Below are 26,698 nucleotides of genomic sequence, written 5' to 3' on the forward strand. Positions count from 1 at the left end.
GACATGAGCGAGATGCAGGACAGGCTCGGCCCGGCGCAGTGGGATGCCGTGCCGGGCAAGTGGAATTCTGACGAAGACGATGTGCTTGTCTGCACGCATGTTCGGGCGGAAACGCATGACGTCAAAAGCTTCTTGTTTCGCACGCCGACGGCAAAGCTGTTTCGTTTTCGTCCAGGGCAGTTCATCACCCTCGAACTCGAGATCGATGGCGAGACGATCAATCGCTGCTATACGATGTCGTCATCGCCGACGCGGCCTGACACGCTGTCGATTACCGTGAAGCGCGTGCCGGGCGGCAAGGTTTCGAACTGGCTCCATGACAATCTGAAAGCTGGCGTTGCTATCAAAGCTTTCGGACCCTCCGGCGAATTCAGTTGCACGTTGCACGCAGCACCGAAGTACCTATTCTTGTCCGGCGGGTCCGGTGTCACGCCGTTGATGTCTATGTCACGTGCGCTTTACGATCTTGGCGAAGATCGCGACGTTGTTTTCGTTCACAGCGCGCGGACGCCGCGGGACATTATTTTCCGCAATGAACTTGCCACTATTGCGCATGGGATGAACCGATTTCGAACGGCATTCGTTTGCGAAAATATCGGCGAGCAACGCGACTGGAGCGCGCCGACAGGCTTTCTGACGCTGCCGCTCTTGAAGTCGATGGTACCGGATCTGTCAGAGCGCGAAATCTTTTGCTGTGGCCCTGAAGCGTACATGGCGAATGTTCGCGCTATGCTGGCGGCCGCCGGTTTCGACATGGCACGCTATCATGAAGAAAGCTTCTCGTTCGAACGATTAAGCCCGGTTGAGCAAGAGGAAGTGCAGGCGGCCGTTGCGGCAGAATCTGTGCCGAGCGTCGGCTTCAAAATCGAGTTCACCAAGTCGGGCCGCACGATTGATTGCCGTCCCGATCAATTCATTCTCGAAGCGGCGAAGGCCGCTGGCCTGCGTCTGCCATTTTCGTGCAGCAAAGGTGTTTGCGGTACGTGCAAAAGCAAGAAAGTCGACGGTCAGGTGGTGATGACACATGGCGGCGGCATCCGGCAACGCGAGGTCGATGCGGGCATGATCCTGATCTGCTGCAGCAAGCCGCTCAGTGATGTAACGATCGAAAAATAACTGAGGTCGTGGGCAGCGCCTCCGCCGGAAAATCAATCTGAACGGCGCAGAATGGCCTGCAGTACGTCTCGGACGCCGATCGAACCGACGAAGCGGTCGTCATCATCGAACAGTGCAACCGGAGCTGTGCCCGATTTATGCATCGCGAGGATCACGGTCTTAAGGCTGGTACCGGGTCTTGCCCAGTAGACTGGTGAGAACTCGTCGGACGGCGTTTCTTCGATTTCGCCGCACGTCACCCAGCTTGCTTGTTTTCCGCGGCATTCGGCGGCTTCAACTTTGCCCGTGCCGTCGATCCTAAATTTGGTCGTTTGCCGCCGGTCGAGCCAGAGCCAGTTGTCGCCGGCTGTTTCAAGGTCGCGCTTGTCGCGCATGACGTTCCAGGCCGTCAGCACGGACAACGGATTGACGTTAGCGATGAAGTCGCGGACGTAATCGTCGGCTGGGTTAAGGACGATGTCTTCCGGCGTCCCCGACTGTACGATGCGTCCGCTTTCCATGATGGTAATGCGGTTGCCGATCTTGAGCGCTTCTTCAAGATCGTGGCTGACGAAGATGATCGTTTTCTTGATGGTCTTTTGAAGCTGCAGCAACTCATCCTGCAGCTTGGTGCGGATCAGCGGATCGAGCGCGGAGAAAGGCTCGTCCATTAACAGGATTGGGGCGTCCGTCGCAAAGGCGCGAGCGAGGCCGACGCGCTGCTGCATGCCGCCTGAAAGTTCGTGTACGTATTTGTCGGCCCAGCTATCGAGCCCGACGAGATGGAGTTGGCGATCGACGCGCTCCTTGAGTTCGGCGGCCGGAACGCCTGCCAGCTCCAAGCCAAGGCCGGCATTCTCGCGCACGGTACGCCACGGCAGCAGCGCGAACTGCTGAAACACCATCGCGACCTGATTCTGTCGCATGTGGCGGAGGGTTGCTGCATCGCAGGTTGCGATATCGACCATGCGGTCGCCGTCCTTCACCAGGAGCGAACCACGCGAGACCTTGTTAAGGCCGTTGACTGCGCGCAGGAGGGTCGATTTCCCGGAGCCGGACAGGCCCATCAGAACGGAAATCTCGCCCTCGTTGACCGTCAGGTTCGCACCGGCGGCGCCGAGCACGGCTCCCGTTTTGGCGAGGATCTCAGCCCGCGTCGCGCCGGCATCGACCATAGCGAGCGTGCGGGCAACGTCCTTGCCGAAGATGATATCGACGTTTTTGAAATCGACCGCGACGCTCATTTGCGGACCTCCGGTTTAATGGCAAGGACGCGATCAAGGATGATGGCGAGGATCACGATTGCAAGGCCGGCTTCGATGCCCAGCGGAATGTTGCGGTTGGCCAACGCGCGGTTGACCGGATTGCCGAGGCTTGGTGCACCGATCAGCGTGGCGAAGACGACCATCGACAACGACAGCATGATGCATTGGGTGAGGCCGGCCATGATGGACGGAAGCGCTGCGGGCAGCTCCACCTTCCATAAGAGTTGGCGTTTCGTGGCGCCGAAACTTTCTCCGGCTTCCAGCATCGGCTTGGGGATTGAGGTCAGGCCTAGATACGTCATGCGCACGGGGGCGGGCATAGCGAAAATGATCGTGACGATCAGCGCGGGCGCAGCACCGAGGCCGAACAGGATCAGAATGGGGATGAGGTAGACGAAGGTCGGCATCGTCTGCATCAGGTCGAGGATCGGCTGTGTGATGCGCCAGACGTGAGGTTTATGCGCAGCCCAAATTCCGATGGGCACGCCGATGATCATTGAGAGCGCGGTGGCCGACAGAACCAGCACGAGCGTCTGGACTGTCTCTTTCCACAAGCCCTGGTTCAGAATGAACAGCAGGCCGATCAAAACGCCGACGGCGAGAACGGCGGAACGCCGAAGCCAATAGGCGAGGCCGGCGAGAATAACCGCCAGAACGAGAGGCGGGATTTGCAGCAGGAAATCGGACGTTCCGTCGACGAACGTCTCGAGAACCGTCGATATGGCATCGAAAAACCACTGAAAATAGTCAGTGACGAAGTCGAAGATCGCTTTGCCGAATTGTCCAACCGGAATTTTCCAGGCAGTTACAAGCTTCGATACGGGGTCCATCTGCGCCATTCCCAGTGCTCAAGCTTCATTCGGCAACGGACGGCCGCTTGTGAAGCAGCCGTCCAGTCCTTTGCCGGGCGGATAGTGACAGGACCCCTACTTTGCGAGGTAGGCCTTCAGCGCAGCCTGTGGGTCGCCACCATCGAACGTGGTTACGCCTGCCAGCCACGGTGTTACGGCTTCAGGATTTTTCTTGAGCCATTCGAGCGCGGTCGCCTTTGGATCGGCACCGCTTTTCAGTACCGGCTCCATCATAGCGCCTTCCATGGCGAGATTGAATTTTTCGTTCTTCAGGAACTTGGCGACGTTCGGGCATTCTTTTTCGTAGCCGGCGCGAACGTTGGTGCTGACGGTTGCAGCGCCGAAACCGGAATCGCCCATGCCGTCGAGGTAGTGGATTTTCATGGCGCCCATGACCGGGTGGGGTGTCCAGCCGAGGAAGACGATCCACTTCTTCTTCTTCATGTCCTTTTCGGCTTCGGTGAGCATGCCCGCTTCGGAGCTTTCGACCAATTCGAAGCCCTGGAGGTTGTTCTCCGGCTTGGCGATCATTGTGCTGATGATGCGATTACCGTCGTTGCCAGCTTCGATGCCGTAGATCTTGCCGTCGAACTGATCTTTATGGGCGCCGAGGTCTTTAAGGCTTTTGACGCCCGCGTCGGCGACGTAGTCGGGGACGACGAGACCGTAACCGGCGTTATCGAGGTTGACGCCAAGCACCTCAACGGACTTGTCGTCGATGTAGGGCTTGATGTCGGCGGTCATGCTGGGCATCCAGTTGCCCAGGAACACGTCGATGTCCTTGTTTTTCAACGAGGCGTAGGTGACGGGAACGGAGAGCGTCTTGACCTCGGGCTCATAGCCGAGCGCTTCGAGAATGTTGCTGGTCAGTCCGGTCGTCACTTGAATGTCGGTCCAGCCGACGTCGGCGAAGCGGACTTTTTTGCAAGTGGTACTGTCGGCAGCGTGCGCCGCTGTTGCGGCCAGGACGAGGGCAAAAGTGGCCCCAATCGCTATGCGTGTCATGACAACTCCTGTTGTTGGCAATGGCAGGCGTGATGGACAACAGTCCGCTTGCTGGGGATCTGAAATCGGATCGCCCTTCTGTCGGTTGCCTGTTGAAGGCGCCACCCGGCGTGGGCGACCCCACCAGCTAATAGCAGCGGCGGGCTATCTATTTTTGCAATTGCGACGCGATCTAGCGCTTACGCGCCTCAGGCTACACTCCTTTCGCGAAGGGTGTCCATTTGATCCTGCGTAAATCGACGGTCTTCCGGTGCTCGCGAGCGCCGATCTAAATCGAAGGGACGCGTGCGCGCACCACAGACTTACGCTGTCGTGGCAGCGGCGGCGCGCTGAATTCGGCTGGGACCGTCTGGGGCTGGCGTTCGCTGCGCGGCGTGCGTCCGTAAAGGGCCCGATATGATTTGCTGAAATGGCAAGTCGATTGAAAACCGCAGGAAATAGCGATCTGCGTGATCGACATTTGCGATTGCACTAGCAGCTCGCGGGCGCGCCGGAGACGCAATTGCAAATAGTACTTTGTCGGTGTCGTTTCGAGCGAAACCTGGAACATGCGCTGGACTTGGCGCAAAGAAAGGCCCGCCAATTTTGCCAATTCGACAGCTGTCAGCGGTTCTTCGAAATTGGCTTCCATGAGTGCGGCGATGTCCACCAGCGCACTGTTGTTGTATCCCAGGCGCGCCGCCATCGGGATGTGCTGGCGGTCGAACCCGTCGCGCACGCGTTCCAGAATGAATTGGTTGGAAATATCGGCAACCAGCGTTTTACCGAATGCGCTTTTCACAACGGAGAGCATCAAGTCGGCGGGCGCTATCCCGCCCGTGCAGGTGACGCGGTCGCGGTCGATAACGAAAAGCTCTTCCTGGAACTGCACGCGTGGATGGAATTCGCGAAGGCCCGCCATGTTTTCCCAATGGACGGTGCATTTGTAGCCGTCGAGAAGGCCGGATTTCACGAGCGCGTAGGTGCCGGTGCACAGGCCACCAAGCACGATGCCATCGTGCGATATCCGGCGGAGAAGATTGATGAGCTTGTCGCTGACGTATCGCTCGACGTGCGTGCCGCCGCAGACGAGTACCATATCGAGATCGCCGGCATCATCGTAGGTTTTAGCGTCGGCGAAAGACAGGCCATTACTGCAGGACGTCGGCTTGCCGTCGACGGAAAGGATGGTCCACGAATAGTGGTCCTGCCCGCTCAAACGGTTGGCCATTCGCAAAACCTCGATCGCACTCGAAAGCGCGATCATGGTGTATTCATTCAGTGTCAGAAACCCGATCCGACGGATCGTTCTGAGTTTCGACGGAACCTCATTCACGCAGCAAAAGCTCCCGGATGCTCCGCAAATCTATGGCCTCCGCTTCTAGTCAAAGACTGAGGCGGGGTGATCGTTACGCCTGAGTATGACATCGAGCAGATCATGAGAAAATCTTAGCACCGCGCCGTGTTTTGACAAGTTCCAGAAAGTTCAATTCCTGCCGCAGAAAGAGGCTTTCGGTGCTGCAAAAGAAGGCGGTTGCAGCGCGAGATCGTTCGACTTTCGTCGGTCTTCCAGTGCGGTTTCGACTGTCGCGGGGGATAACATTTGTGTCGTATCTGACAATGCTTTCAGGCCTCTGGACCGGCATAGCGTGATGGGTGATCGGCGCAGGTTTTGGCGCCGGAAGTTGCTGCGAGCGAAGGGTGCCGCGCTCGGTTTGCAGCATGGGCAAATTCAATGAGTGTGGTCGATGGCGAAAGTTCTCCAAAACTATATCGGGGGCCGTTTTGTTGCGGCATCGGACGGGGAGACGTTCGCGAATGTCGATCCGGCGACGGGCGAGTTGATTTCACAGGTCGAGATCGCGCTTGCGCCTGAAATCGATGCTGCGCTGCAATCAGCAAAAGAAGGACTCGCTCGCTGGTCTGGCATGTCCGGTGCGGAGCGTGGGCGTGTTCTGAACAAGGCGGCACGGATTCTTCGCGACCGCAATCGCGAGTTGGCCGAGATCGAGGTTCGTGACACCGGCAAGCCAATTCAAGAAGCGGAAGTCGTCGATATCGTCAGCGGTGCCGATTGCATCGAATATTTCGCCGGGGTGGCGGCCACGTTGCACGGCGAGCAGATCGCACTGAATAATGCGTTCGTTTATACCCGCCGCGAACCGATGGGAATTTGTGTCGGTATCGGGTCATGGAACTATCCGATCCAGATCGCGTGCTGGAAGTCGGCGCCGGCGCTGGCATGCGGCAATGCGATGATCTTCAAGACGTCGGAGATGACGCCGACGACCTCCGCCAAGCTTGCCGAGATCTACACGGAAGCAGGGTTGCCAGATGGCGTCTTCAATGTTTTGCACGGAGACGCACGCACCGGTTCAATGCTGACGACAGATCCGCGCGTTGCGAAAATCTCGCTGACCGGTTCGGTGGGCACTGGCAAGAAGATCGTAGCTGCGGCGGCCGCTACTTTGAAGCGTACAACGATGGAGCTCAGCGGCAAGTCGGCACTTCTTGTGTTCCAGGACGCTGATCTTCGGCAGGCCGTTTCCGCGGCGATGCTCGGAAATTTTTACACGCAGGGCGAAATATGCACGAACTGCACGCGCGTGTTTGTCCACGACGACATCTACGATGCCTTCGTCGATATGGTGGTGGAGCGGACGAAAAAGCTGCGCATCGGTTTGCCACTCGATCCTGAAACACAAGTAGGGGCGTTGATTTCGCGGCCGCATATGGAACGGGTCTTGAGTTTCATCGAGGCCGGAAAGGCGGAAGGCGCACGGCTCTGCTACGGTGGCGAACGAGTTGATGAGGTTCCGCTCGATCGCGGCAACTATGTGCGTCCGGCCGTTTTCACCGAGTGCACGGACGAGATGAGCATTGTGCGAGAAGAAATCTTCGGGCCGGTCATGTCGGTTTTGCGGTTCCGCGACGAGGACGATGTCATAGCGCGTGCGAATGCGACGCGCTTCGGATTGGCCGCGGGGCTTTTTACGCGCGATCTTGCACGCGCGCATCGCGTCGCTGCGCGCCTCGAAGCGGGCATCTGCTGGATCAACAACTATAACATCACGCCCGTCGAGATGCCGTTCGGCGGCATCAAGGAGTCGGGCTTCGGCCACGAGAACGGCCAGGTCGCCATCGAGCACTACACGCAGTTGAAGAGCGTCTATGTGGAACTGGGCGATGTGCAGTGCCCGTACGAATGACGCATCGTCAGATTAAGACAGAAAGACTGAGGTCCAAGGAACGATGAGCAAAACCCAAGACTTCGACTACATCATCGTCGGTGCCGGGTCGGCGGGATGCGTCCTTGCCAACCGCCTGACGGAAGACGAAGGGGTTCGCGTTCTCGTTCTCGAAGCCGGGCCGCAAGACAACAGCATTTTCATTCATATGCCGTCGGCGTTCGCGTATCCGCTGGCCGGCACGAAATACAACTGGTGGTACGAGTCGGAGCCGGAGCCTTATCTCGATAATCGGCGGATGTACTGTCCGCGTGGACGCGTCGTCGGTGGCTCGTCGTCTATCAACGGCATGATCTATATTCGAGGTCATGCCTTCGATTACGACGCTTGGGCGCGTCATCAGGGCTTGCAGGACTGGTCGTATTTCAACTGTCTGCCGTATTTCAAGAAGGCCGAGACGCGGCTCAAGGGCGGCGATAAGTATCGCGGCAATTCCGGGCCGCTTTATGTGACGACTGCGCCGTGCACGAATCCGCTTTACGATACCTTCATTGAGGCAGGCCGGCAGGCGGGCTATCCGGTGACCGAGGATATGAACGGTTACCAGCAGGAAGGCCTCGGCCGCATGGACATGACGGTCTACAAAGGCCGTCGCTGGAGCGCCGCTCAGGCGTTTCTGCGGCCAGCGCAGAAGCGTGGCGGCGTTGAACTCAAGGCGAAAACGCTCGTCACGCGCATCCTGTTCGAAGGACGTCGTGCCGTCGGCGTCGAGTTCAGCCATGGCGGCAATCTGCAGTCGGCGCGCGCAACGCGCGAGGTGATCGTCAGCGGCGGCGCGATCAATTCACCGCAAATCTTGATGCTGTCGGGTATTGGCAATGCGGATGAATTGAAAAAACACGGCATTCCGGTCGTGCAGGATTCGCCGGGCGTTGGAGAAAACCTGCAGGACCACATCGAGGCCTACGTCCAGTACGAATGCACCAAGCCGGTTTCGATTTACAGCGCCAATAATCCGCTGGCAAAATTGAAGATCGGCATCGAGTGGCTGCTGACGGGGAAGGGCCTCGGCGCGACGAACCATTTCGAGTCCGGCGGTTTTATCCGCAGTGAAGCCGGCGTTTTGCATCCCGATCTACAATATCACTTCTTCCCGATGGCCATCAGCTACGACGGCACGTCGGCGGCGAAGGGGCATGGCTTCCAGGCGCATATTGGGCCGATGCGACCGACGAGCCGGGGCTATGTGAAGCTTAAATCAGCCGATCCGCGCGAGTATCCAAGAGTACTCTTCAACTACATGCAGACGGAGCAGGACCGCAAAGAGATGCGGGCGGGCATCCGTTTAACGCGCGAGATCTTTTCGCAGCAGGCCTTCGACCAGTACCGTGGTGCCGAATTGGCGCCGGGGCCATCCGAAACGAGTGACGCCGCCATCGACGCCTTCATCCGTGCGAAGGCCGAAAGCGCCTATCATCCGTCATGCTCGTGCCGGATGGGAACCGATGAGATGGCCGTCGTTGACGGTACGGGCAAGGTTTATGGCGTCGAAGCATTGCGGTTGGTCGATGCGTCGATCATGCCGGATGTCGTCAGTGGTAACCTCAACGTGCCGACCATCATGATGGCCGAGAAGCTGGCGGATGCAATCCGTGGACGGCCGCCACTGCCGGCGGAAGAGGTGCCGGTGTGGTTCAATCCGAACTATCAGACACAGCAGCGATAAGCCAGGGTGCTGAAAGCTCGGCAAGCGCCCTAGTGCTTGCCGACGTCCCCGAAGGGTGAAGCGGCGCCGGTTTGCCGCAGCAACAGCACGAATGGAATAAGCAACAGGAAGCTCAGCGTTACGAAGCCGAAGGCTTCGATGAAGCCGATCATTGTCGATTGGCGTGTCAACTCATAGCCCAGAATCTGCATCGCACGCGGATCGGTTGGCAACAGTCCCGTCGAGTTAAGCCACATGTGCAGGGCGGGATTGTAGGGATTGATCCCGGCCGAGAGGGTCTGAAGGTTCTCGTGCGTCGCGCGCGTCAGAATCGTTGCGCCTATCGCGATGCCCAGCGAGCCGCCAATCGTACGTGCGATGTTGAAGATGCTCGCGGCCTGATCCGAAGCGTTTTTCGGTAGCGTTTGATAGGCGAGTGTCGAGAGCGGCACGAAGATCATGCCCATGCCGATGCCTTGGACGATGCTCGGCGCGATAATCCAGAAGCGATCGACGTCGAGGTTATATGTCGTCGTCACGTAGGTTCCGGCGGCGGACAGTGTCAGTCCGACGAATACCAGCCAGCGGGAATCGATGTGCTGGATCAGCGTTGCGACCACGACCATGCCAATGGCGACGGCGATACCGCGCGGCGCCATCACCAGACCGGCGGTGCTTGCCGGATAGCCGAGCAAATGTTCCAGGAACAGCGGCTGCAGCGCGATGGTGCTCAGCATGCCGACACCGAACGCCATGATCAGGAATGTCGACGTCGCCAGATTGCGATCTCGCAGAAGATTGAGCTTCAGGATGGCGTCCGGCCGATTGAAGCTTCGAACCGTGAACCAGGTTAGGCATGCGAAGGATAGGAGCGCGAGGCTGACGATCATTTGCGATGCAAACCAGCCTTCGCTGTTGCCGCGGTCGAGCAGCATTTGCAGGCTGCCGACACCGATTGCCAGGAGCGCAGCGCCGAGCCAATCAATCGGCGAGCCCGAATGGGGCGTCGCTTTGATGTAGGCGGAGATCAGAAGCAGGTTGATGATGCCGATGGGAAGGTTGACGTAGAATACCCATTGCCAACCGAGGTGGTCGGTGATGAAGCCGCCGACCGTTGGCCCCATGATCGGGCCGAGCAGGACGCCGATACCCCAGATCGCCATGGCCTTGCCGCGCTTCTCCGGCTCGAAACTGTCGACCATCGTCGCTTGTGAGAGAGGGACGACGCTTGCCCCGAATGCACCCTGAAGCAAGCGGAAGATGACCATCTGCATCAGTGAATGCGATTGGCCGCACAGCATCGAGGACACGACGAAGCCTGCGACGCTGACTGTCAGCACGCGTTTTCGGCCGAAGCGCTCAGCGAGAAAGCCGCTCATCGGAATGACGATGGCTTCGGCGACGATATAGGACGTTAAAACCCAGGTGATCTGATCGGGCGTCGCTCCAAGGGTGCCCATCATGTCGGGCAGGGCGACGTTGACGATGGTCATGTCGAGAATGACCATCAGCACCGCCAGCAGCACCGCGAGCGAACTCAGCAGCCTGCTCGGTCCGGCGGCGGCGTCGGCTGGGGCCGCGACCTGATTATTTGGTGGCACTACCCGCTCCATCGGACGTGGTGTCGATGGTTACAGACGCAGACGCGCCGACGCCCAGCGGCAGGTCGCCAGATTCGACCGTAAGGGCGATCCTGACGGGAAAGCGCTGGACGACCTTGACCCAGCTGCCCGTCGCATTTTCCGAAGGCATCAGCGAGAACGCCGAGGCGCTGGCGCGGCTCACGGCTTCGACCTTCCCGGTCAACTTTTTCGACGGATCGCTGTCAAGCCACACGGACGCCGTTTGGCCGGGCTTGATGCGGGCAAGGTCGGTTTCCTTGAAATTCGCATCGACCCACCACGTCGAGGTATCGACGAGCGGGAAGAGCGGTACGCCGGCTTTCGCGACTTCGCCGGGCTGGACGCGGACTTTGCCGACCGTGCCGTCGACCGGCGCCTTGATCGTCGCGTGCGAAAGTTCAGCATTGGCTTCGGCGACGGCGATATCGGCCTCTTCAGCATTGCCTTTGGCGGCTGCGGCCTGGGGGCCGGTCGCCTGGGCGGCTTGCTGCTTGGCGATGTCGCGGCGAATTTCAGCGCGTTTGAGGGTAGCGCGGAAAGGCGCTTGATTGAGCTCGATCAGAACGTCGCCTTGCTGGACGGTCGAGAATTCCTTGACTTTCACGTCCATGATGAGGCCTGTCACCAACGGCGTGATCTGGATTATATTGGCTTCGACCTGGGCGTTGTCCGTCGATGGATAGAGCGTTTCGTGCTGCCAATAGGCGTAGCCGGCAGCGATGAGGGCGAGGAGACAGACAAAGCTAAGAAGGCCTATGCCCCGCTTCGAAAGCAGCGGCTTTTTATCGGAAGGCGTGACCTGGCCACCGTTGGCCGGTGGCTTTTTTTCTGGCAATCGGTCTTGCATTGGCTTCTTCCGTTTATTCGAAGGCTGCAACTTCCGTAGTCCTTTTGCAGTTGCCAGGAACGGGAATGTCTGCCGCAACAGGCAAAATGGGCACGCACGCCGTCCGACGCCCAATCACGGTATACGACTGGCCCGGCCGAAATATTGAGCTTTTTGATTGCCGCCGGCGCGGAAGTCTATCCCGACGCGGCGCACAAAAAGAGACAATCGATGCCCCCTCTACAGGCTCTTAGGGGATTTGTCACCAACGCGACGATTACGCGTGCCGGGTCGCCGAAATGTCGCGGTAGTGGGCTTTCGGGCGAGGCCCGCCGTTTATCTTCGGCTGGCGCTTTCAACCTGAAAAACGGTCGGCTTTACGGATTCGTTCCGGCAGTTTCCGCTGGATCGGAGGCGGGACAGGGCCGGGTGGGGCAGCGTTAACGGTCGTTCCAGGATGCGTGCATCATCAGAAACCGAAGTTTTAACCGGTCGAAGGAGCTAGGCCCCGACGTTAACGGATCGGGAGCGATTGGGGGCGCAATAATCGGTTCTCATTCCTAAGCTGACTTTAAAAACCATCCGTATTGCAAAAGGATACTCCCGTCGTGATCGTTTCGGGGCGATTGGATGAGGCTGAGGCGAGATATTCCCGTCTCTTAGCGCAGCGCACGAAGACACTTCAGGAATCGGAGGACGTCGATAAGCGGTTGGCCACGCTTATTTGCCAGGAGCCGATCGTTGAGTTGATGACGAAAAGCCAGCGGCTTTTCTTCGTGAGCCGTGGAATCTCCGACGTCGGTGTGGTCTATCGTGTCTTCCGAACGGAGCTGTCGGCTATCATCGGCGAGGAGCCGATCGGGTTTTGCGATATCGTAAAGCCGAAGAACGGCATCTGCGTCATCAGCAGCGCCGAGGTTTCGCGGTCTTGTCAGCGCAAAGGTATCGCGAGCGCAGTGTACGATCTTATCACGGCCGATATGTCCAAGATCGGCGGCCTGCTTTGGCCGGTCTCACCGAAAAATATGTCGGACGCAGAATTCAAGGTTTGGTGGCGGCGTTCGCCCGCCCTGGTCTTTTATTACCCGCATCGAAGCCGACTAGGCCTCAGCCGTCGCGCTGAATTCGAAGAGTTGTTCGACGAGACGGTGAACCTGGGCGTCTGGGATCGACTTCTGTCGCATAGCTCGGTGCTGATGGCTCGCATGCGGCGGTCTTGGCGCCTTGGCTGCTTTCGCCGCTGACGATCCGAGCATATGATCGGGTGTAGTCACAGGGCATCTCTGCGCGGGGCAGCCGTTCCGTCGCCGGCCGTCGTTCGACTATGCCAATGCCTATTCCGGTCAGTCGTACCGGTTCTGGGCGCTCGCAAGTATGCGTTCCGCTAAGTCGAGGGCCTCCCGCACCTTGGTTGAGATGACGCAGCGTTTCTGAAGCTCGTTGTCGGCAAACTTCAGGGCGTCCCGAAGCTGCTCAATAACCCCCAATGCGGTAATATCGTTCGGCAGACGTTCGTGTGCGTTCATTGTGGTTCCTCCCGGCCCCTTATTCTGGGAGGCAATATCTTTCTCGCGGCAATTTCAAGGAATAGCCGCCTGCATGTGTCGGAGCGACCCTCAGGGCAATTCGCACGGGGAATGTCATGGCATCGCCGATAACGGCCGTGCTTGCAACCTACCGGGCCGCGGACCGGCAGAGCCACTTTGAAATCGATCCGTGCCGCTACGCAGGCGTGCCAAGATTTGGGATCGTTTCACCACCAGCCAAACATTGATCGTTGGCGAGGATAGGCCCGGCGCCCGTAGCGATCATAGCCGTAGTAGTAGTAGTCGGCGCTGTCGCTCATGAAATTATCGTTGCGGAAGAACTGTTTCGGCCGCTTCTTGATGCCGCCCTGAGGTTCCGTGCTGATGAGGACGATAAAATCTGTGGCTTTTCCGGTTTCCTTGCTCATCGGTTCGTCCGAGACGATCAGCGACGATCCCGGCCATACGGCGCTGCTCAACCTGGCGGACACATCCGGCGAGATAGTGATGCGATCGAGTGCTGCGCTCGCTTCGGCCACGTTGGTCGGGGGAGGCGTGCCAGCATCGTTGAGCCTATACCTGCGGTCTTCGTTAAACGCATAATCGGCGTTGTCGTTGTGTTCGAGCGAAACAGCCGTCCAGCTCACGTCCTTGCCGCCATTTTTGTATCCAACCGCCGTGAAGACGTGCGTACCGATAGGCTGTTGCGGATCGGCGATGGTGACGGGCGCGTCGAAAACGGGCTCATTGCCTTGACGGACATAGAGCCGTTGCGTCTTCAGGCTTATGAAGACGGAGATCGGCAACGCCTTGCGTTTGGCTTCATTGAGAACGGCAACCGCCTGATCTCGTGCCGCTAATGCCGGGGCGGCCTGATCTGTTGCCTTCTGCAGTTCGGCCTCAGCGGCCTGCAAAGCTTCCGTGGCCGTGGCAACTTTTGCAGCAGCTTCATCGGATTTCTTGGCGGCGCGTTCTTTCTCTGTTGTCCATTTCTTCTTGAGCTTATCGGACTTGGCGTTCGACAGGCGCTTGTCGATCGCGGCCAAGCTGCTGTCGGCAGACTTTTTGGCCGCTTCGGCTTTGCGCAGCGCTTTCGCGGCCCTGTCTCGCGGCGCCTTCTTGTCGGCGATGATCTGCTCCATCTCCTTGGCCTGATCGAGGGCGGCGTCGGCAAGGATCTGCTTGCCGTCGGCGATTGATTTTAGGGCATTGAGTTCCACTTGGCGTTCCGGCCATGCGCGGAGGTCGGGAGAGAACGTCGGGCTGGAATCGGGATCGTTCACGATCGGATCCTGGTACGACATCGGGATGGCCGTCGCGGTCTGGACGGATTGCAGCGGCGTCGGCTTCATCAGCAGCGGGTGAGAAATCTCGACCGGCGCAACGTCGTCGTAAGCAACAACGACACGCATGCCGAGTTTCGTCAGCGGGAAAAGGCGCTGGGCAAAGCTGTCGGGCATGCGAACGCAGCCATGGGACGCGGGATAGCCAGGCAACTGACCGGCGTGCAGGGCAATGCCTGACCATGTGATCCGCTGCATGAAGGGCATCGAGGCGTCATCGTAGAGGTTCGAATAGTGTTCTTCTTCTTTTTGAAGAACGCTGTAGACGCCGACCGGAGTTTCGTAGCCGTCGCGGCCGCTTGATACCCGGCCGCTCATGGAGCCACCGTTTGCGTCGTAGACCGTGACGCGTTGATCTTTGATGGAGACGATCGCGATGACGGGAGGGCCGGATAGGGTTTCCCGGGCCGTCTCTTCGATAGGGCGCTGATTGCGTTTTCCGGCGTCTGCGGGGGTGAAGGCGGCACTGATGGCCAGGGTTGATAACGCGATGGTTGCCAACCGGACGATCGAACGCTTCCACTGAAGACGCAAACTGAACATTTGTCAGACCTTAAATATGCAGCTGATGCGAGAAAACAGAGGCCTCCAACATAATCTCAATCAGGTTGCCTATTGATTAGCGCATGCTCCGTAATCGTTGTCTCTGCCAGGGCGTGTGGCTCGAAAACCTCAGAATACAGGTTAACGGCCAATCAAGACCATCGCTTGACGGCCGATAGGGAAAGCGCCCCAGAACGAAAAGGTTCGGGGGCGCTGGCCAAAATGGGTATCAGTTGCGCTCAATAATCCGGGCAGGCCCAGCGATGATAGCGGCTGCTCCACCAACAATCATCGCCATAGTCGTCATCATAGTAGCCGTCATCATAATAGAAGTAGGGATAGCCGCCGATGAAGAAGCGGTGACGGTGGTGATGACCGTGTCCATGTCCGTGATGGAAATGGCGACCGTGATTTAGGTTCGCGCGGGCCAGAGACTGGGTGCGGACGTGCGATCGTCCCGCCATGTGTCCACCGTGAAAGTGACCGCCGTGGAAGCCCCCGAAGCTGCCACCATGGAATCCACCACCATGGAACCCTCCGCCGCCAAAACCGCCATGAAAGCCTCCGCCCCCGAAGCCTCCGCTGTGACCTCCGCCGCCACCGAAGCCCCCACCGTGGCCGCCGCCACCACCGCCTCCAAACCCGCCACCGCCACCGGCGTGCACTGGGATGAGGAATCCTTGAACGTTGCCTGACGTCAGGGTTGTTAGTGGCGTTATTGGTCCCGCCACCGCGGCGCAGGCGCCGGCAGCCAAAGCGAAAGCTCCGGCGACCAGCGGAAATAAGAATCGTTTTGACATTGCTGTCTCCTTGATCAGATGCGAGTGCATTCGGCCTTCGTGCCGTCGAGTGGCGGGGCCTTCGCGCGCAGGTCTGAGGATTCAGGGACGTGCGTGGGGGCGCGGCTGCGTCGGATCGGGAAGGCCGACGAACGGAACGTCTCTCCGTTAGCCATAAGGTAGGAAGAGGTGGCCTGGTTACCTGTTCCCAAGGGAACAGCCCGCGCATGGGGATTGATGTCGAGATCAAAGGATCGCGGCCGAGCGTATCATTTTGCGGCACACAATTACGTTATCTTTGCCGTGCCGATTTTGTTTTGTGACCCTTTTCTATTCTACGGATGCCTCCGGCGCTTTCATTTACCAGAGCCTCACTGGCATGCGCGTATGCCCATTTTGGCAGTTGGCGGGTACGCGGTTTGCGCAATGATTGAGGAAACGGGTCGAGCCCGATCCATTTTCGAGAAGGATGCTTCGGCGCCCGTGTCGGAGTGGGCGCCTCGGCTGAGGTCGCTGTTTTTCGACCGTCGTGGCAACGCCTCAAGGCCAAAATTGCTATTCGCCGTCGCATGCGCCGACGCCCTGTCGGTGATGGCCGCTTGGCCGCTGGTCAACTTACTCCTTCATCAATCTTTCACGCCGACGTGGCGCAGCTTCTGGGCGACGGTCTTTGTGGCCGGGTTGTTCATTGCCGCGCTGCGCGTGCAGTGGTCATATACAATTCCATCTCTCCGCAAGTTTGTTCAGCAAGTCTGGAAAGTGCTGATTTCCGTTGCCGTCGTCTCGCTCGCGATATCGGGTGTGATTTTTCTTGCGGGTGAGACATCGGTGTCACCGGAGGACGTCGGTGGATGGATGGAGCTGTCAGCCGTCCTTTTGTGTTTCGTGCGTTTCGTTGCGGCGTTGGTGGCTCGTCGGTTGACACGCGCCGGCCTGCTGGTCCGCCGAACGGTCATCGTTGGCGGCGGTAAGGATGCGGAGCACCTTATCCGCGAGTTGAACAACGACCCGGACAATCACTTGTGCATTCTGGGTATCTTCGACGACCGGCAAGATGATCGCTCAGCCGGCGACTTCGGAGGTGTCGCGCGGCTCGGGACATTCGAAGACCTGGCAGACTTCTGCCGCAAGTCGAGTGTCGATCTCTTGATCGTTACGGTGCCGGCGCGCGCCGAAGAACGTTTGATGCAGATTCTCGACAAGCTGTTCGCATTGCAAGTCGATGTACGGATCTCGGCGCTGAATTCAAAGCTCCGGATCAACTCGCGAGCCTATAGCTTCATCGGTCAGGTGCCGATGCTGGCGGCGATGGACAAGCCGCTCGGCGACTGGGATCATATGCTCAAGGCGGTCGAAGATCGGCTGATCGGTTCGCTGCTGTTGATTCTGGCGTCGCCAATCATGGCGATCGTCGCGATTGCGATTCGTCTCGAAAGCCGCGGACCGATTTTCTTCCGGCAGAAGCGGTACGGATTCAACAATGAGCTGATCGAAGTCCTGAAGTTCCGCTCGATGTATGTCGACCAGCAGGACGCCACGGCGAGCAAGCTCGTTACGCGCGACGATCCGCGTGTCACTCGTGTCGGGCGGATCATTCGGCGCACAAGCCTCGATGAACTGCCGCAGCTCATCAACGTTGTGCAGGGGCAGATGTCTCTCGTTGGGCCGCGGCCGCATGCAACGGGTGCGCGCGCGGAGCGAGATCTCTACGAGAATGTCGTGCGGGGCTATTTCGCGCGCCACCGCATGAAGCCCGGTGTTACCGGCTGGGCACAGATCAATGGCTGGCGCGGGGAAACCGATACCCACGAGAAGCTTGTCCGGCGCGTCGAGCACGACCTCTATTACATCGACCATTGGTCGGTGCTGCTCGATCTTTACATCATCGCGATGACGCCGATTTCATTGCTGACGGGCAAGAACGCTTACTAGCGTTTCGTCGTGAGCCTGATCGACCTTTTGGCCTAGTCCGAGATCTCTCGCGCGGCGGGAAAATATGTGGCGATGCACAAGGATGCCTCTTCAGCGAGGAAATGGCGCGTAGCAGCGCGAGTATTACGACCGGCGCAGATGGCTTGCGCAATCATGCCTGTTTGCTAGCTTGGTAGGAATTCGGCGTTCGCGCCGCGCTCGCGCCTGCAGGAGCCTCGCATTTTTAATTTTGTCGGACAGGGACGAGCGACCATCGCAGCGATCTTGGCTATTGTCGCCGGTGTTGGCTTCGCTGTGACGTCTGCCAACGCGCAAGAAGGGCCGCCGGTCGATACGGCGCTGGTTGTGTCTGTCGACGTGTCGAACTCCGTCGACGAAGGCCGCTATAAGCTGCAGATGGAAGGTATTGCGAAGGCGCTGGAAGATCCCGGCGTCATCGATGCCATTACCGGCGGTTCGGCGGGCGGCATTCTGTTTTCCATGGTGACGTGGGCCGACACACCGTCGTTCGTCATTCCGTGGATCAGGATTGCGAACAAGGCTGATGCCTTGGCTGCGGCGAAGCGCGTGCGATCCCTGCCGCAGCAGGGCGGCGAATTCACATGCATGACGCGGATGCTGCGATCTGCGAACGACAAGATCGTGCCGCAGATTCCCGCGAAGGCGTCGCGCATCATCATCGACGTTTCGGGCGACGGCCCCGACAATTGCAATGCCGAGGAGCCGATCGACAAAGTCCGCAATGAACTCGTCAGCAATGGCGTGACGATCAACGGATTGCCGATCTTGCTCGACACGCCCGAGGATTCAGCGCTGCTGCCGAAGGCCGTTCCGGGAGGGAAGCCACCGCTCGAACAATGGTATCGCGCGCACGTTATGGGCGGTCCGAGCAGTTTCGTGCTGCCGGCGCTGGGTTACGGTGATTTCGAGCGGGCGATCCGGCAAAAGTTCGTCATCGAAGTCAGCAGCGTGGCTTCGCAAAAGTATTCGGTCGCCACGTCCGGCCGATGATCGAGACGGCTGATAATCAGGCCGCTTGATAGCTCAGATTTTATCTTCGCTGGTCGGACCGCAATGCCAGCGCTTAACAGTCCAGCCGGGATGATCTGCAGACCATCGGGCGAACTGTGGCTGGGCATGTGCCAAGCACGTTCTTGCGTCGACGTCCGCATCAATCGGGATTTTATATTCGCGGCAGACGTTTGGATCGTTCGTCAAGCAAGCCGACAAAATGAGGGCGATCATGGCGAGGTTCCCGGGCGATGCGTCTTTGAAGCGTCATCATACTGAGACGCTCCGCACCGGGAATCCGTTTCTTATGTCGGCCGACCGCAAAGGGCGGCAGCTTAAGCCGCCGGCAACAGGATTTCGCCCCGTCCAATTGTAGCGGTGTCACCGCCAATCTTCTGGACAAACAAGGGCATGGGCTTAGGCGCGAGATGGCCAAGCGTTTCCTTCAGATAGCGGGCGATGACGCGCAGGATCACGAGATCGTGTTTGCCGCAATCGACGAACGTCGGCAGCAGGCTTTCGACGCTCGGGCCGATCAGTGTGCCGCGGCGCATCATAAGACCGGGTTCGGCACCGAAGCCGCCTTCCGCCCAGATGGTGCCGCCGATCATACGCGAACCGGCGCCAGGGCCGGTCTTGCCTTTGACGACGATAACGCCACGACGCATCTTGTCTCCGGCGCGGGCGCCAATGTTGCCTTCGATGACAACGGTACCGCCGAGCATGCCGAAACGATCGCCGGTCGCGACGCCGCCGAGATTGTCTCCGGCGTTGCCGGAAACGAGGATCATGCCGCCGGTGGAACCCGACGCCAGATAGTCACCGACATTGCCGCGAACTTCGATCTTGCCGCCGGTCATCAGGCGCGCCGCGAACGAGCCGATGTCGCCGACGACGCGGATCGTGCCGCTATCGAGGCCGCCGCCGACGAAATCAATCTCTGACGTTGCGCCTTCGATGGTCAGGGTATCGCCGACGCTGCCGGAAATATCGAATGCATCGCCGAGGGCGACGCCGCCTTTTTCGATGCCGACATTCAGCTTGCCGATCTCGTGGGACGATAGCGCGGCGAGCTTGGCGGGCGTGATGCCGTCGAGAGTGATCCGCTCCGTCGCGGGCGCCTTGAAGCGCAGCGTGAGGCCGCTCATCAGATCAGATCCTTCAGATGATAATGATGCTGTCCGAGCTTGCCGCCGTAATTGCCGGCGGTGATCCGCGTAACGCCGCGGCTGGCGCCGACATCCGTCACGGCTTTGAGACCCGCGTGCATGGCATCGGCGACGGCTTTGGACGTCAGACCGTCGATGACGATTTCGAGCACGGCGAGGGTATCGGGCGATACCTCACTGTGCTTGATCGTGCCGCGCAGCGTCGGGCAGAACGCGTCGTTAGACGAAGCGTGCATGCCGGCGTATTTCGCGCCGACCTTCGAGCCCGAACGAACAATGCCACCGGGGAACGGCGTGATGACGTCGTCGATCTTGGCGATCTCTTCGACAGCGTGTTCGGCCGTTTCGAGCAGGCCTTTGCGGTCGCGGCCGACGATCAGCATGTTGCCGCCGCCCACTGCATCCGTCGTGACGCCGGTGTCTTCTTCGATGATGAACTCACCGTCCATCACAGGTACGCGCCAGTAGCGGCTATCGCCGAGTTTTTTAGCCGTCTGATAGCCGTCGCCGAATAGACGCGTGCCTTTTCCGAGAGGCATCGTCTTTTCGGCCTTGAGGCCCGCATAGCAAGCCGAGCCGGGACTCGTCAGCACGCACTGGCCGATACGATTGCGGACCTGCGGGAGCAGGGCGTCGGGCGAAAATCCGAAGATCAGGATGCGAACGCCGGGACGACCATCAGGCGTTTCGTCCTCCGACAGTTCCTTATCGATACCGCATTCAGCGCCGGCACCGATAACGGAGGTGCCGAAGCCTGTCGCAACCGTCGCTGCGATTTTGGCCCACTTCATCGAGTCGGCCGTGATGATGATCCCGGTGCCGCTCATGCCGAAGGCTTCGGCGAACGTATCGTCGATCGAGATACCGTTAACGGTCTTGCTCATGCTACGCGCGCCCCGGTCGGTTGGATGATCAGCGAGCCGCGGCCACCATTGATAATCTCGTCATCGGAGAGGCGGAAATTATCCATGCGGATCGTGTGATAATCTTCGAAGTAAGGTTTGAGAGATTTTTCGATCGACGGATCGTACGACGGCCGCGCGACGTGCGTTGCGCCGTTGATGACCTTGATGATCTTGCCGTTGCGCACGATGAGCTCGCCGTTCTTGAAGAGCAATTCCGGCGTCGTGAACATCGCCTCGCGGTCGGGATTATCGTCATAGACCGTGATGTCGGCCCAGGCGCCGACGCCCAGGTGACCGCGATCCTTCAGGCCAAGGCTGCGAGCCGGACCGGCGCGCGTCATGATCGCGATCTCGTAGAGCGAATATTCGCGATCGAGCGAGGCCAGCGTCGAATACTTCAGCGCGTCCGGGTTGATCTTCTGCATCATGTCGTTGCGGAAGGCTTTGTCCATCAGCAGGCGAATGAGGTGCGGATACCAGGTGAATGGACCGCCGTTCGGATGGTCTGTTGTGAGGAACAGGCGCCACGGATCGTTGACCAGCAGGAACAGCTCCAGACCGATCGCCCACTGCAGCGCGTTGACGAAGCTCTTGTCGCGATACTTGAACGGCACGACACCGCAACCGGCGTCGCACTCGATGTCCATCACGACCCACTTCTTCGGTGTAGCCGAACGAGACGTCACGAACTGGCGCATGGAGTCACCGGATGCCGTGCACGTCTGGCCGAACATGACCTGACCGACGTCGCACGAGACGTTCGGATTGTCGTTGATGGCTTCGGCGATGGGGGCGGCGGCCGACGAGAACTTGAGATCGCCTTCAGTGCCGTAGCTGTGGAACTGAATGTGCGTCAGGTGGATCGGCAGGCCTTCCGCGCCTTTGATCGTATCGAGCGTCGTTTCATAGCCGCCGGGCACACCGAGGTTGCAGCCGTGGATGTGCAGCGGGTGGACGACGCCGAGTTCTTTCAGGCCGCGCGCCAGCGTCACGATGATGTCTCGTGGAGTGACGCCGTAGTAGACGTGCTTTTCGTTCAAGTCGAGCTTACGCTGATTGAACTTGAAGGCGCTGATGCCGCCGGGATTGACGACCTTGACGGCGATCGCCTGCGCGGCGTGCATCGTCCAGGCGATGTAATCCTTGATCGCGGAGAAGTCTTTCTTGCCTGCGAGCTGGCGCAGGAAGAAGTCATCCGAGCCGAGCATGACGAAGGCGCCCTTGTCGATGATCGACGTGTCGGCCATCTCCATGTGCGCCTGGCGGGCGTTGGCAGGCAGCATCGCAGGCTCGAATGCCGCAGTGTAGCCCATCTCGGCGTAGCGATAGCCGGTCAGCATCGTCGACGGAACGGCATGGCCGACGCCCGCGCGCGTCAGATCGGTGCGTGCAACGGTGTCATGCATATGATCTTCGGGCAGCATCATGCGGGCGATCGTCATCTTGCCGCCGCCGATGTGCGAGTGAGGGTCGATGCCGCCGGCCATGATCACTCTGCCATGGAGCGCGTATTCATGCGCGACCTTGGCATTCGGATCCGGGGAGACGATGCGGCCATCCTCGATGAAGATATCGCGGACTTCGCCGTCGACCCCATTCGCGGGGTCGTAGACTTTGCCGCCGGTGAGCTTGATGAGCATTCGCGATCTCGGAATTGTGCCTTAGAGGGCAGCTTCAATTTTTTCGAGGACGTCAGCCGCGCGCGGAAGCGTCGACTGGCGAAGTTGTCTCAACGGCAGTGAGACGACATTGTCGACGCGCACCATTGTGCCGGCGTGATCGACGCCCGGCGTTCCCACCGGAATATAGACCTTCGGTGTGCGCGACGGCTTGATGCCAGGTGCGCCGAGGAAGATCGTCGGGACGTCCGTCTCAGGCTCCGTAATGTTCGACGAGAACGACGAGAGCCACAACAGGAGATCGCCTTCTTTCGCCGCGAGCAAACGGTTTGCCGAATAGCGCTCGGGGTCATAATCCGGTTTGCCCGATGCATATGATACGCGCAGAGGGAAGCCTGACTGCCAGCTGCACACCGCGCCGGCGGACGTTGCGCCGTCATGGCCGCCAAGAGAGAGGCCGGCGAAACGCGATGTCAGGTTGATCTCTTTGACGAACTCGGAGATCGCCTGGACGGTGAGATCAGCGTTCGGGAAGGTCAAGCTCGGCGGCGCCCAGATGATGACGCCGTAGCTCGCTGCCTTACAACGCGCGAGGAGATCTTCGACAGCGGCGCGCGGCAGATCACCGATGCTATCGCCCGAGACGGTGCCGCCCTTGTTCATGGCGCGCATGGCGTCGAGAATTTCGGCGATGCGATCGGGCTCAACGGGCAACGACAGAACTTCGCCGATGCGTTTGCCTTTTACTGCGGACTGGTCGAGCTGATCGCCAAGGAACACAACGGTCCGCTTCGGCGGATCATCGGCAAACATCGAGGCCTCGTTGCACACGATGCGCTCGAAGAAGCGCGGGTGATGCTGATGGATATCGCTACCCGCAACGATGAAGAGATCGGCGCGGTTGCGGGCTTCCGTCAGCGTCGTCAAAACCCAGCCCGTCGATTGGAGCACACGGAAATTGCGATACTGTCCATCGCTCAGTGCGTGATCAACGATGCCGCCGCCTTTTTCAGCGAGGGCGATGGCCGCGCGAATGCCGTCGACGTCGGTGCCAAGTCCGCCGAAGATCGGCAGACGGCTCTCATTGATGAGGCGGGCAGCGGCAGCGACGGCTTCGTCGAGCGTAACGTCCTTGCCATTGATCTGCGGTTTCGGCTCGCTGAGCGGCCGCTCGAAACCAGCAACAGATTTTACGCAGCCGTTCTTGAGGACTTTCAGTCCATCACCGGAAGGGCCGATATCGAGATCATCGCAAAGGATGCCACAAAACGGGCAGGCGACGTTCTCAAAATGGTTCGCGCCGTTCCTCGACTTTTCGGATTCCAAATCGAGCTCCTCATGGACCCAGAGCCTCTCGGCCGCGGGATTCGACCAAAGTACGCCGGCGCAGGTAAAACAACGCGACGCTAACGGTCAAGCACAGCGAAGGGGCAGATCGAATGCGACACATTTTGCCGTCTTTCCGTCCATCCTGAACACGCATAATGTCCGCCCGCTCGTTGTCGGGCTCAGGGCTGGGTCCCACACCAGAAATCTCCGGAGGAAATGCATGCTGAAACGCTTGGTGATCGCCGCAACGATCGTCGGACTGGCGCCGCTCTCGCTCGCTGGGGCAGCTTGGGCACATGGTCCGAGCCGCCAGAAGGTTACGGAAACAATTGAGATCAACGCGCCCGTCGACAAAGTCTGGAAGGTCGTCGGTAACTTCCAGGACATGAGCTGGCTCGGTATCGTCGCCAAGACCGAAGGCAAGGGCGGCAACGAAGTTAACGCCACGCGGACGCTCACACTCAAGAACGGTGGTACGGTCGAAGAGATGCTCGACAAGTACAACCCGGAAGATCACATGTACGCCTACGAGATCACGAAGGTCGATGTGAAGGTTCTACCCGTCAACGATTACTCCTCGCACATTACGGTTGAAGCTGACGGCGCCGATAAGTCCACGGTGACGTGGTGGGGTGGTTTCTATCGCGGCTACATGCTGAACGATCCGCCGCCGAACCTGACGGACGAAGTGGCGCTCAAGGCCGTGACTGACCTCTACAAGCAAGGTCTCCAGGACCTGAAGAAGAAGGTCGAGAGCGGCGGCTGAGTGCGTAAAAACGCACATAAATTGCGCCTTTTGAAACTTGGGCAAGGCCTGATCGCGGTATGCGCGATGGCCTTGCCCGCGTCGGCGCACGAAGCACTGTTGACGGATCAGACGTCCGATACGCTGTCCTTTGTCGATCTCGATACGATGAAGGAAACGGCGCGGCTGACCGTGACCGGCAAGCCTGCCGGCATTGCGCTTTCTCCCGATAAGGCGACGGCTTACATCACGGCGCCCGACAGCAAGGAGCTGATCGAGGTCGATGCTGTTGCGCGCAAGGTGAAGCGGCGGCTTTTCCTAGATGGCGGACCACTCGGAATTGCTGCCAATCCGGTGCGGCCGGAAGTCTACGTCGCCGACTGGTATACGCATAAAGTTCGCATCATCGATACGAAGAGCCTGACCGTTGTTGGGGAGGTCAGGGTTGGCGACTCACCATCGGGGCTCGCCGTGACGCCCGACGGAAAATTGCTCGTGTCTGCGGATCGCGACAGCGATGCGATTTCGATTGTTGATGTTGCGAGCCGTAAGGTGCTGGCATCAATTCCGGTCGGCAAGCGTCCTTTCGGCATTACGATCGACGCGCGCGGCGAGCGTGCCTATACCGCGAACGTGAAGAGCGACGACGCAACCGTCATTGATATTGCAGCGCGGAAAGTCGTTGGCAGCGTCAAGACGGGGCGTCGGCCATATGCTGTGGCGCTTGCGCAGGGGAATGGGTTCGTCACGGACCAATACGGAGGGACGGTTACGGTTTTCGATCTGGCAACGCTCGCTCCGGTCAAGCGGATCGACACGTGCGATCATGCGGAAGGTATTGAAGCCGATGCCGGGGAAAAGAATGTTTACGTCTCATGCTGGGGTGAAGACGTTTTGCTTCGCATCGATCCCGTGAAGCTCGTCGTTACGGGGAGGGCAGCCGTCGCTGACGGGCCGCGCGCCTTCGGTAAGTTTCTTCGTTAAATTTTGTAGGGTTACCGGCTTGTAAGTTGTGAGTTGCCGTTCTTCCGGCAACTTTCGGGATGTTTTGCAACCCGGCAAGCGGCCCTGCGGTGTTTGGCAGATTTCTCTCAATCTCTGTTCAAGCGATCCATGTCCCGCTAAATAGCCGGGAAAAATTACCTAGACGATCTAGGAGGATCGCCCTTTATGTCAAAGTTTTCATTCCGTTATGCCGGTCTGGCAGCTCTTGCGGTAATGTGCATGGCGTCGGCCAGCGTATCGGCGGAGGAAACTCCAAAGCCGGCCGACATTCTGTTCGAACGGCCTCACATTGCGTCCGTCGCGCCAGGTACAAACCTAGTCTACAAATTCGAGCGCGCACCATCGGATCCGAAGACTTTAGGGCCCGGCTTTTCCGATAACATTACGCTGACGGTCGAGAGCGATGGCGCTCCGGGCAAAAAGAACGTTCGGCTGCAGATCTATTCGGGTGACCGCGCGAGGGATCCGCAAGAAATCACCGACATGGACGGCAATCCGCTGCTCGTCGTCTATCTCGACGATGCGGTGGCGCATTTCAGGCTTCTTGCCGGTGGCGACGGCGCCTATCTCAAGAACATGTTCAAGAAGAGCTTGGCGCAGGACGCAAAGATTGCGCCGGTGAAGATCGACTACAAAGGGCAATCCGTCGATGGTTTTCGCGTGAGCCTCACGCCCTATATCAACGATCCGGCGAAGGCACGCATGAACGGCTTCGAGGGCTCGGTCTTCACGATTGCGCTATCGGACAAGATCCCGGGCTATTTTGCGAAGATGGTTTCGGACTATACGAACAACGACAAAAAAGGTCCGTCGCTCAAAGAGACGTTGACCCTTGATGGTGTAGGAGACGTCAAATGAAAAGCCGTCTTGTGAATGTCGGCGTGAGCGGTTTTCTCGCGATTGCGGCGATTCTCGTTCCAGGTTTCACGACGCACTTGTGGGCGCAGGAATTGCCGGCCAACGACTATCCGACCGTTGCACGCGCCGACTATGTTTACGCGTGCATGGCCGTCAATGGTCAGACGCGGCCGATGCTCGAAAAGTGCTCGTGCTCGATCGACGAGATCGCAAACATTCTGCCTTATGCGCAGTATGAAGAAGCCGAGACGCTCATCTCAGTCGGCCTGAAGGGCGGCGAGAACGTCGCGTGGACCCACGCGCCGGAATTCCAGGAAAAGGTCAAAAACCTGCGCCGCGCGCAGGTTGAAGGCGAATTGCGCTGCTTTTGATGTTTGTGCCCGGCGACTCCCCAAAGG

The 26,698-nt window shown here is 59.1% G+C and carries 23 protein-coding genes; 10 read left to right on the top strand and 13 right to left on the bottom strand.

All coding sequences use genetic code 11. The features are described from left to right. Positions 1-3 precede the first annotated feature (3 nt). Positions 4-1,116 (top strand): FAD-binding oxidoreductase, encoded by a 1,113-nt coding sequence (locus HYPMC_RS08550; protein ID WP_013947493.1) that lies wholly within the window; start codon positions 4-6, stop codon positions 1,114-1,116. Positions 1,117-1,148: 32 nt separating this feature from the next. On the opposite strand, the gene choV is transcribed toward HYPMC_RS08550, so the two are convergent. The 4 genes from choV to HYPMC_RS08570 all read right to left on the bottom strand — a co-directional run bounded on the left by choV (position 1,149) and on the right by HYPMC_RS08570 (position 5,531). Next, positions 1,149-2,339: a choline ABC transporter ATP-binding protein gene (gene choV, locus HYPMC_RS08555; protein WP_013947494.1), complete on the bottom strand. Its 1,191-nt coding sequence runs from the start codon at positions 2,337-2,339 to the stop codon at positions 1,149-1,151. Beyond that, positions 2,336-3,190 (bottom strand): choline ABC transporter permease subunit, encoded by an 855-nt coding sequence (gene choW, locus HYPMC_RS08560; RefSeq protein ID WP_024275816.1) that lies wholly within the window; start codon positions 3,188-3,190, stop codon positions 2,336-2,338. Before choW ends, choV begins: the two co-directional genes overlap by 4 nt. Before the next feature lie 96 nt (positions 3,191-3,286). Continuing rightward, positions 3,287-4,216, bottom strand: a complete 930-nt coding sequence (choX, locus tag HYPMC_RS08565) for a choline ABC transporter substrate-binding protein (protein ID WP_013947496.1) — start codon at positions 4,214-4,216, stop codon at positions 3,287-3,289. A 268-nt stretch (positions 4,217-4,484) separates the two neighbouring features. Continuing rightward, positions 4,485-5,531, bottom strand: a complete 1,047-nt coding sequence (locus HYPMC_RS08570) for a GlxA family transcriptional regulator (RefSeq protein WP_013947497.1) — start codon at positions 5,529-5,531, stop codon at positions 4,485-4,487. A gap of 412 nt (positions 5,532-5,943) precedes the next feature. Between HYPMC_RS08570 and betB the strand changes: the two genes are divergently transcribed. Together betB and betA are read left to right on the top strand one after the other, a co-directional pair. Beyond that, positions 5,944-7,404: a betaine-aldehyde dehydrogenase gene (gene betB, locus HYPMC_RS08580; protein ID WP_013947498.1), complete on the top strand. Its 1,461-nt coding sequence runs from the start codon at positions 5,944-5,946 to the stop codon at positions 7,402-7,404. Between the two features lie 43 nt (positions 7,405-7,447). Continuing rightward, the gene (gene betA / locus HYPMC_RS08585; protein ID WP_013947499.1) at positions 7,448-9,109 is read left to right on the top strand and encodes a choline dehydrogenase; all 1,662 of its coding nucleotides are present in this window, start codon (positions 7,448-7,450) and stop codon (positions 9,107-9,109) included. A 29-nt stretch (positions 9,110-9,138) separates the two neighbouring features. Here betA and HYPMC_RS08590 read toward each other — a convergent pair whose 3' ends face one another. After that, a complete protein-coding gene (locus HYPMC_RS08590) occupies positions 9,139-10,689 on the bottom strand; it encodes a DHA2 family efflux MFS transporter permease subunit (RefSeq protein ID WP_244421004.1) in 1,551 nt (516 codons plus the stop codon). After that, positions 10,676-11,557, bottom strand: coding sequence for an HlyD family secretion protein (locus HYPMC_RS08595; protein ID WP_013947501.1), 882 nt, complete (start codon positions 11,555-11,557; stop codon positions 10,676-10,678). The genes HYPMC_RS08590 and HYPMC_RS08595 overlap by 14 nt, the downstream gene beginning before the upstream one ends. Before the next feature lie 566 nt (positions 11,558-12,123). Between HYPMC_RS08595 and HYPMC_RS08600 the strand changes: the two genes are divergently transcribed. Further along, a complete protein-coding gene (locus tag HYPMC_RS08600) occupies positions 12,124-12,780 on the top strand; it encodes a hypothetical protein (RefSeq protein ID WP_024275819.1) in 657 nt (218 codons plus the stop codon). A 99-nt stretch (positions 12,781-12,879) separates the two neighbouring features. Here HYPMC_RS08600 and HYPMC_RS08605 read toward each other — a convergent pair whose 3' ends face one another. The 3 genes from HYPMC_RS08605 to HYPMC_RS24190 form a co-directional block, all read right to left on the bottom strand. Continuing rightward, the gene (locus HYPMC_RS08605) at positions 12,880-13,062 is read right to left on the bottom strand and encodes a hypothetical protein (protein ID WP_013947505.1); all 183 of its coding nucleotides are present in this window, start codon (positions 13,060-13,062) and stop codon (positions 12,880-12,882) included. Positions 13,063-13,289: 227 nt separating this feature from the next. Next, positions 13,290-14,948, bottom strand: coding sequence for a L,D-transpeptidase family protein (locus tag HYPMC_RS08610; RefSeq protein WP_013947506.1), 1,659 nt, complete (start codon positions 14,946-14,948; stop codon positions 13,290-13,292). A gap of 239 nt (positions 14,949-15,187) precedes the next feature. Next, complete coding sequence (locus HYPMC_RS24190; protein ID WP_155831217.1) at positions 15,188-15,748, bottom strand: hypothetical protein; 561 nt, start codon at positions 15,746-15,748, stop codon at positions 15,188-15,190. 531 nt (positions 15,749-16,279) lie between these two features. Here HYPMC_RS24190 and HYPMC_RS08620 point away from each other — a divergent pair. After that, positions 16,280-17,659 carry an undecaprenyl-phosphate glucose phosphotransferase gene (locus HYPMC_RS08620; protein ID WP_244421005.1) on the top strand — a complete coding sequence of 460 codons (1,380 nt, stop codon included), beginning with the start codon at positions 16,280-16,282 and terminating at the stop codon, positions 17,657-17,659. 264 nt (positions 17,660-17,923) lie between these two features. Then, on the top strand, positions 17,924-18,670 hold the full coding sequence (locus HYPMC_RS08625; RefSeq protein WP_013947510.1) for a DUF1194 domain-containing protein: 747 nt from the start codon (positions 17,924-17,926) through the stop codon (positions 18,668-18,670). Between the two features lie 335 nt (positions 18,671-19,005). Here the strand turns inward: HYPMC_RS08625 and HYPMC_RS08635 are convergent, their stop codons facing one another. Genes HYPMC_RS08635 through HYPMC_RS08650 form a run of 4 tightly spaced genes read right to left on the bottom strand, consistent with a single transcriptional unit; the run spans position 19,006 to position 23,689 of the window. Continuing rightward, positions 19,006-19,818 carry a formylmethanofuran dehydrogenase subunit C gene (locus HYPMC_RS08635; protein WP_013947511.1) on the bottom strand — a complete coding sequence of 271 codons (813 nt, stop codon included), beginning with the start codon at positions 19,816-19,818 and terminating at the stop codon, positions 19,006-19,008. Further along, on the bottom strand, positions 19,818-20,723 hold the full coding sequence (gene fhcD, locus HYPMC_RS08640) for a formylmethanofuran--tetrahydromethanopterin N-formyltransferase (RefSeq protein ID WP_013947512.1): 906 nt from the start codon (positions 20,721-20,723) through the stop codon (positions 19,818-19,820). Before fhcD ends, HYPMC_RS08635 begins: the two co-directional genes overlap by 1 nt. Further along, positions 20,720-22,384: a formylmethanofuran dehydrogenase subunit A gene (locus tag HYPMC_RS08645; RefSeq protein WP_013947513.1), complete on the bottom strand. Its 1,665-nt coding sequence runs from the start codon at positions 22,382-22,384 to the stop codon at positions 20,720-20,722. Before HYPMC_RS08645 ends, fhcD begins: the two co-directional genes overlap by 4 nt. A gap of 21 nt (positions 22,385-22,405) precedes the next feature. Further along, complete coding sequence (locus HYPMC_RS08650) at positions 22,406-23,689, bottom strand: formylmethanofuran dehydrogenase subunit B (RefSeq protein WP_013947514.1); 1,284 nt, start codon at positions 23,687-23,689, stop codon at positions 22,406-22,408. A 223-nt stretch (positions 23,690-23,912) separates the two neighbouring features. Here HYPMC_RS08650 and HYPMC_RS08655 point away from each other — a divergent pair, with 223 nt between their 5' ends. From HYPMC_RS08655 to HYPMC_RS08670, 4 genes are all read left to right on the top strand, one after another. Beyond that, positions 23,913-24,458: an SRPBCC family protein gene (locus HYPMC_RS08655; protein WP_013947515.1), complete on the top strand. Its 546-nt coding sequence runs from the start codon at positions 23,913-23,915 to the stop codon at positions 24,456-24,458. Continuing rightward, complete coding sequence (locus HYPMC_RS08660) at positions 24,459-25,421, top strand: YncE family protein (RefSeq protein WP_013947516.1); 963 nt, start codon at positions 24,459-24,461, stop codon at positions 25,419-25,421. Between the two features lie 186 nt (positions 25,422-25,607). Beyond that, entirely contained in the window at positions 25,608-26,300 is a 693-nt protein-coding gene (locus HYPMC_RS08665; protein WP_013947517.1) for a hypothetical protein, read from the top strand. Then, positions 26,297-26,671 carry a hypothetical protein gene (locus HYPMC_RS08670; RefSeq protein ID WP_013947518.1) on the top strand — a complete coding sequence of 125 codons (375 nt, stop codon included), beginning with the start codon at positions 26,297-26,299 and terminating at the stop codon, positions 26,669-26,671. Before HYPMC_RS08665 ends, HYPMC_RS08670 begins: the two co-directional genes overlap by 4 nt. Positions 26,672-26,698: the final 27 nt, after the last annotated feature.

Origin of the sequence: Hyphomicrobium sp. MC1, assembly GCF_000253295.1 — a bacterium.
Lineage (GTDB): Bacteria > Pseudomonadota > Alphaproteobacteria > Rhizobiales > Hyphomicrobiaceae > Hyphomicrobium_B.

What these genes read in the sequence shown, in the direction of transcription:
- fhcD (WP_013947512.1), bottom strand. Translation starts at nt 20,723, where the DNA reads ATGAGCAAGACCGTTAACGGTATCTCGATCGACGATACGTTCGCCGAA.
- choV (WP_013947494.1), bottom strand. Translation starts at nt 2,339, where the DNA reads ATGAGCGTCGCGGTCGATTTCAAAAACGTCGATATCATCTTCGGCAAG.
- HYPMC_RS08550 (WP_013947493.1), top strand. Translation starts at nt 4, where the DNA reads ATGAGCGAGATGCAGGACAGGCTCGGCCCGGCGCAGTGGGATGCCGTG.
- choW (WP_024275816.1), bottom strand. Translation starts at nt 3,190, where the DNA reads ATGGACCCCGTATCGAAGCTTGTAACTGCCTGGAAAATTCCGGTTGGA.
- HYPMC_RS08645 (WP_013947513.1), bottom strand. Translation starts at nt 22,384, where the DNA reads ATGCTCATCAAGCTCACCGGCGGCAAAGTCTACGACCCCGCGAATGGG.
- betB (WP_013947498.1), top strand. Translation starts at nt 5,944, where the DNA reads ATGGCGAAAGTTCTCCAAAACTATATCGGGGGCCGTTTTGTTGCGGCA.
- choX (WP_013947496.1), bottom strand. Translation starts at nt 4,216, where the DNA reads ATGACACGCATAGCGATTGGGGCCACTTTTGCCCTCGTCCTGGCCGCA.
- HYPMC_RS08670 (WP_013947518.1), top strand. Translation starts at nt 26,297, where the DNA reads ATGAAAAGCCGTCTTGTGAATGTCGGCGTGAGCGGTTTTCTCGCGATT.
- betA (WP_013947499.1), top strand. Translation starts at nt 7,448, where the DNA reads ATGAGCAAAACCCAAGACTTCGACTACATCATCGTCGGTGCCGGGTCG.
- HYPMC_RS08665 (WP_013947517.1), top strand. Translation starts at nt 25,608, where the DNA reads ATGTCAAAGTTTTCATTCCGTTATGCCGGTCTGGCAGCTCTTGCGGTA.
- HYPMC_RS24190 (WP_155831217.1), bottom strand. Translation starts at nt 15,748, where the DNA reads ATGTCAAAACGATTCTTATTTCCGCTGGTCGCCGGAGCTTTCGCTTTG.
- HYPMC_RS08605 (WP_013947505.1), bottom strand. Translation starts at nt 13,062, where the DNA reads ATGAACGCACACGAACGTCTGCCGAACGATATTACCGCATTGGGGGTT.
- HYPMC_RS08610 (WP_013947506.1), bottom strand. Translation starts at nt 14,948, where the DNA reads ATGTTCAGTTTGCGTCTTCAGTGGAAGCGTTCGATCGTCCGGTTGGCA.
- HYPMC_RS08635 (WP_013947511.1), bottom strand. Translation starts at nt 19,818, where the DNA reads ATGAGCGGCCTCACGCTGCGCTTCAAGGCGCCCGCGACGGAGCGGATC.
- HYPMC_RS08655 (WP_013947515.1), top strand. Translation starts at nt 23,913, where the DNA reads ATGCTGAAACGCTTGGTGATCGCCGCAACGATCGTCGGACTGGCGCCG.
- HYPMC_RS08595 (WP_013947501.1), bottom strand. Translation starts at nt 11,557, where the DNA reads ATGCAAGACCGATTGCCAGAAAAAAAGCCACCGGCCAACGGTGGCCAG.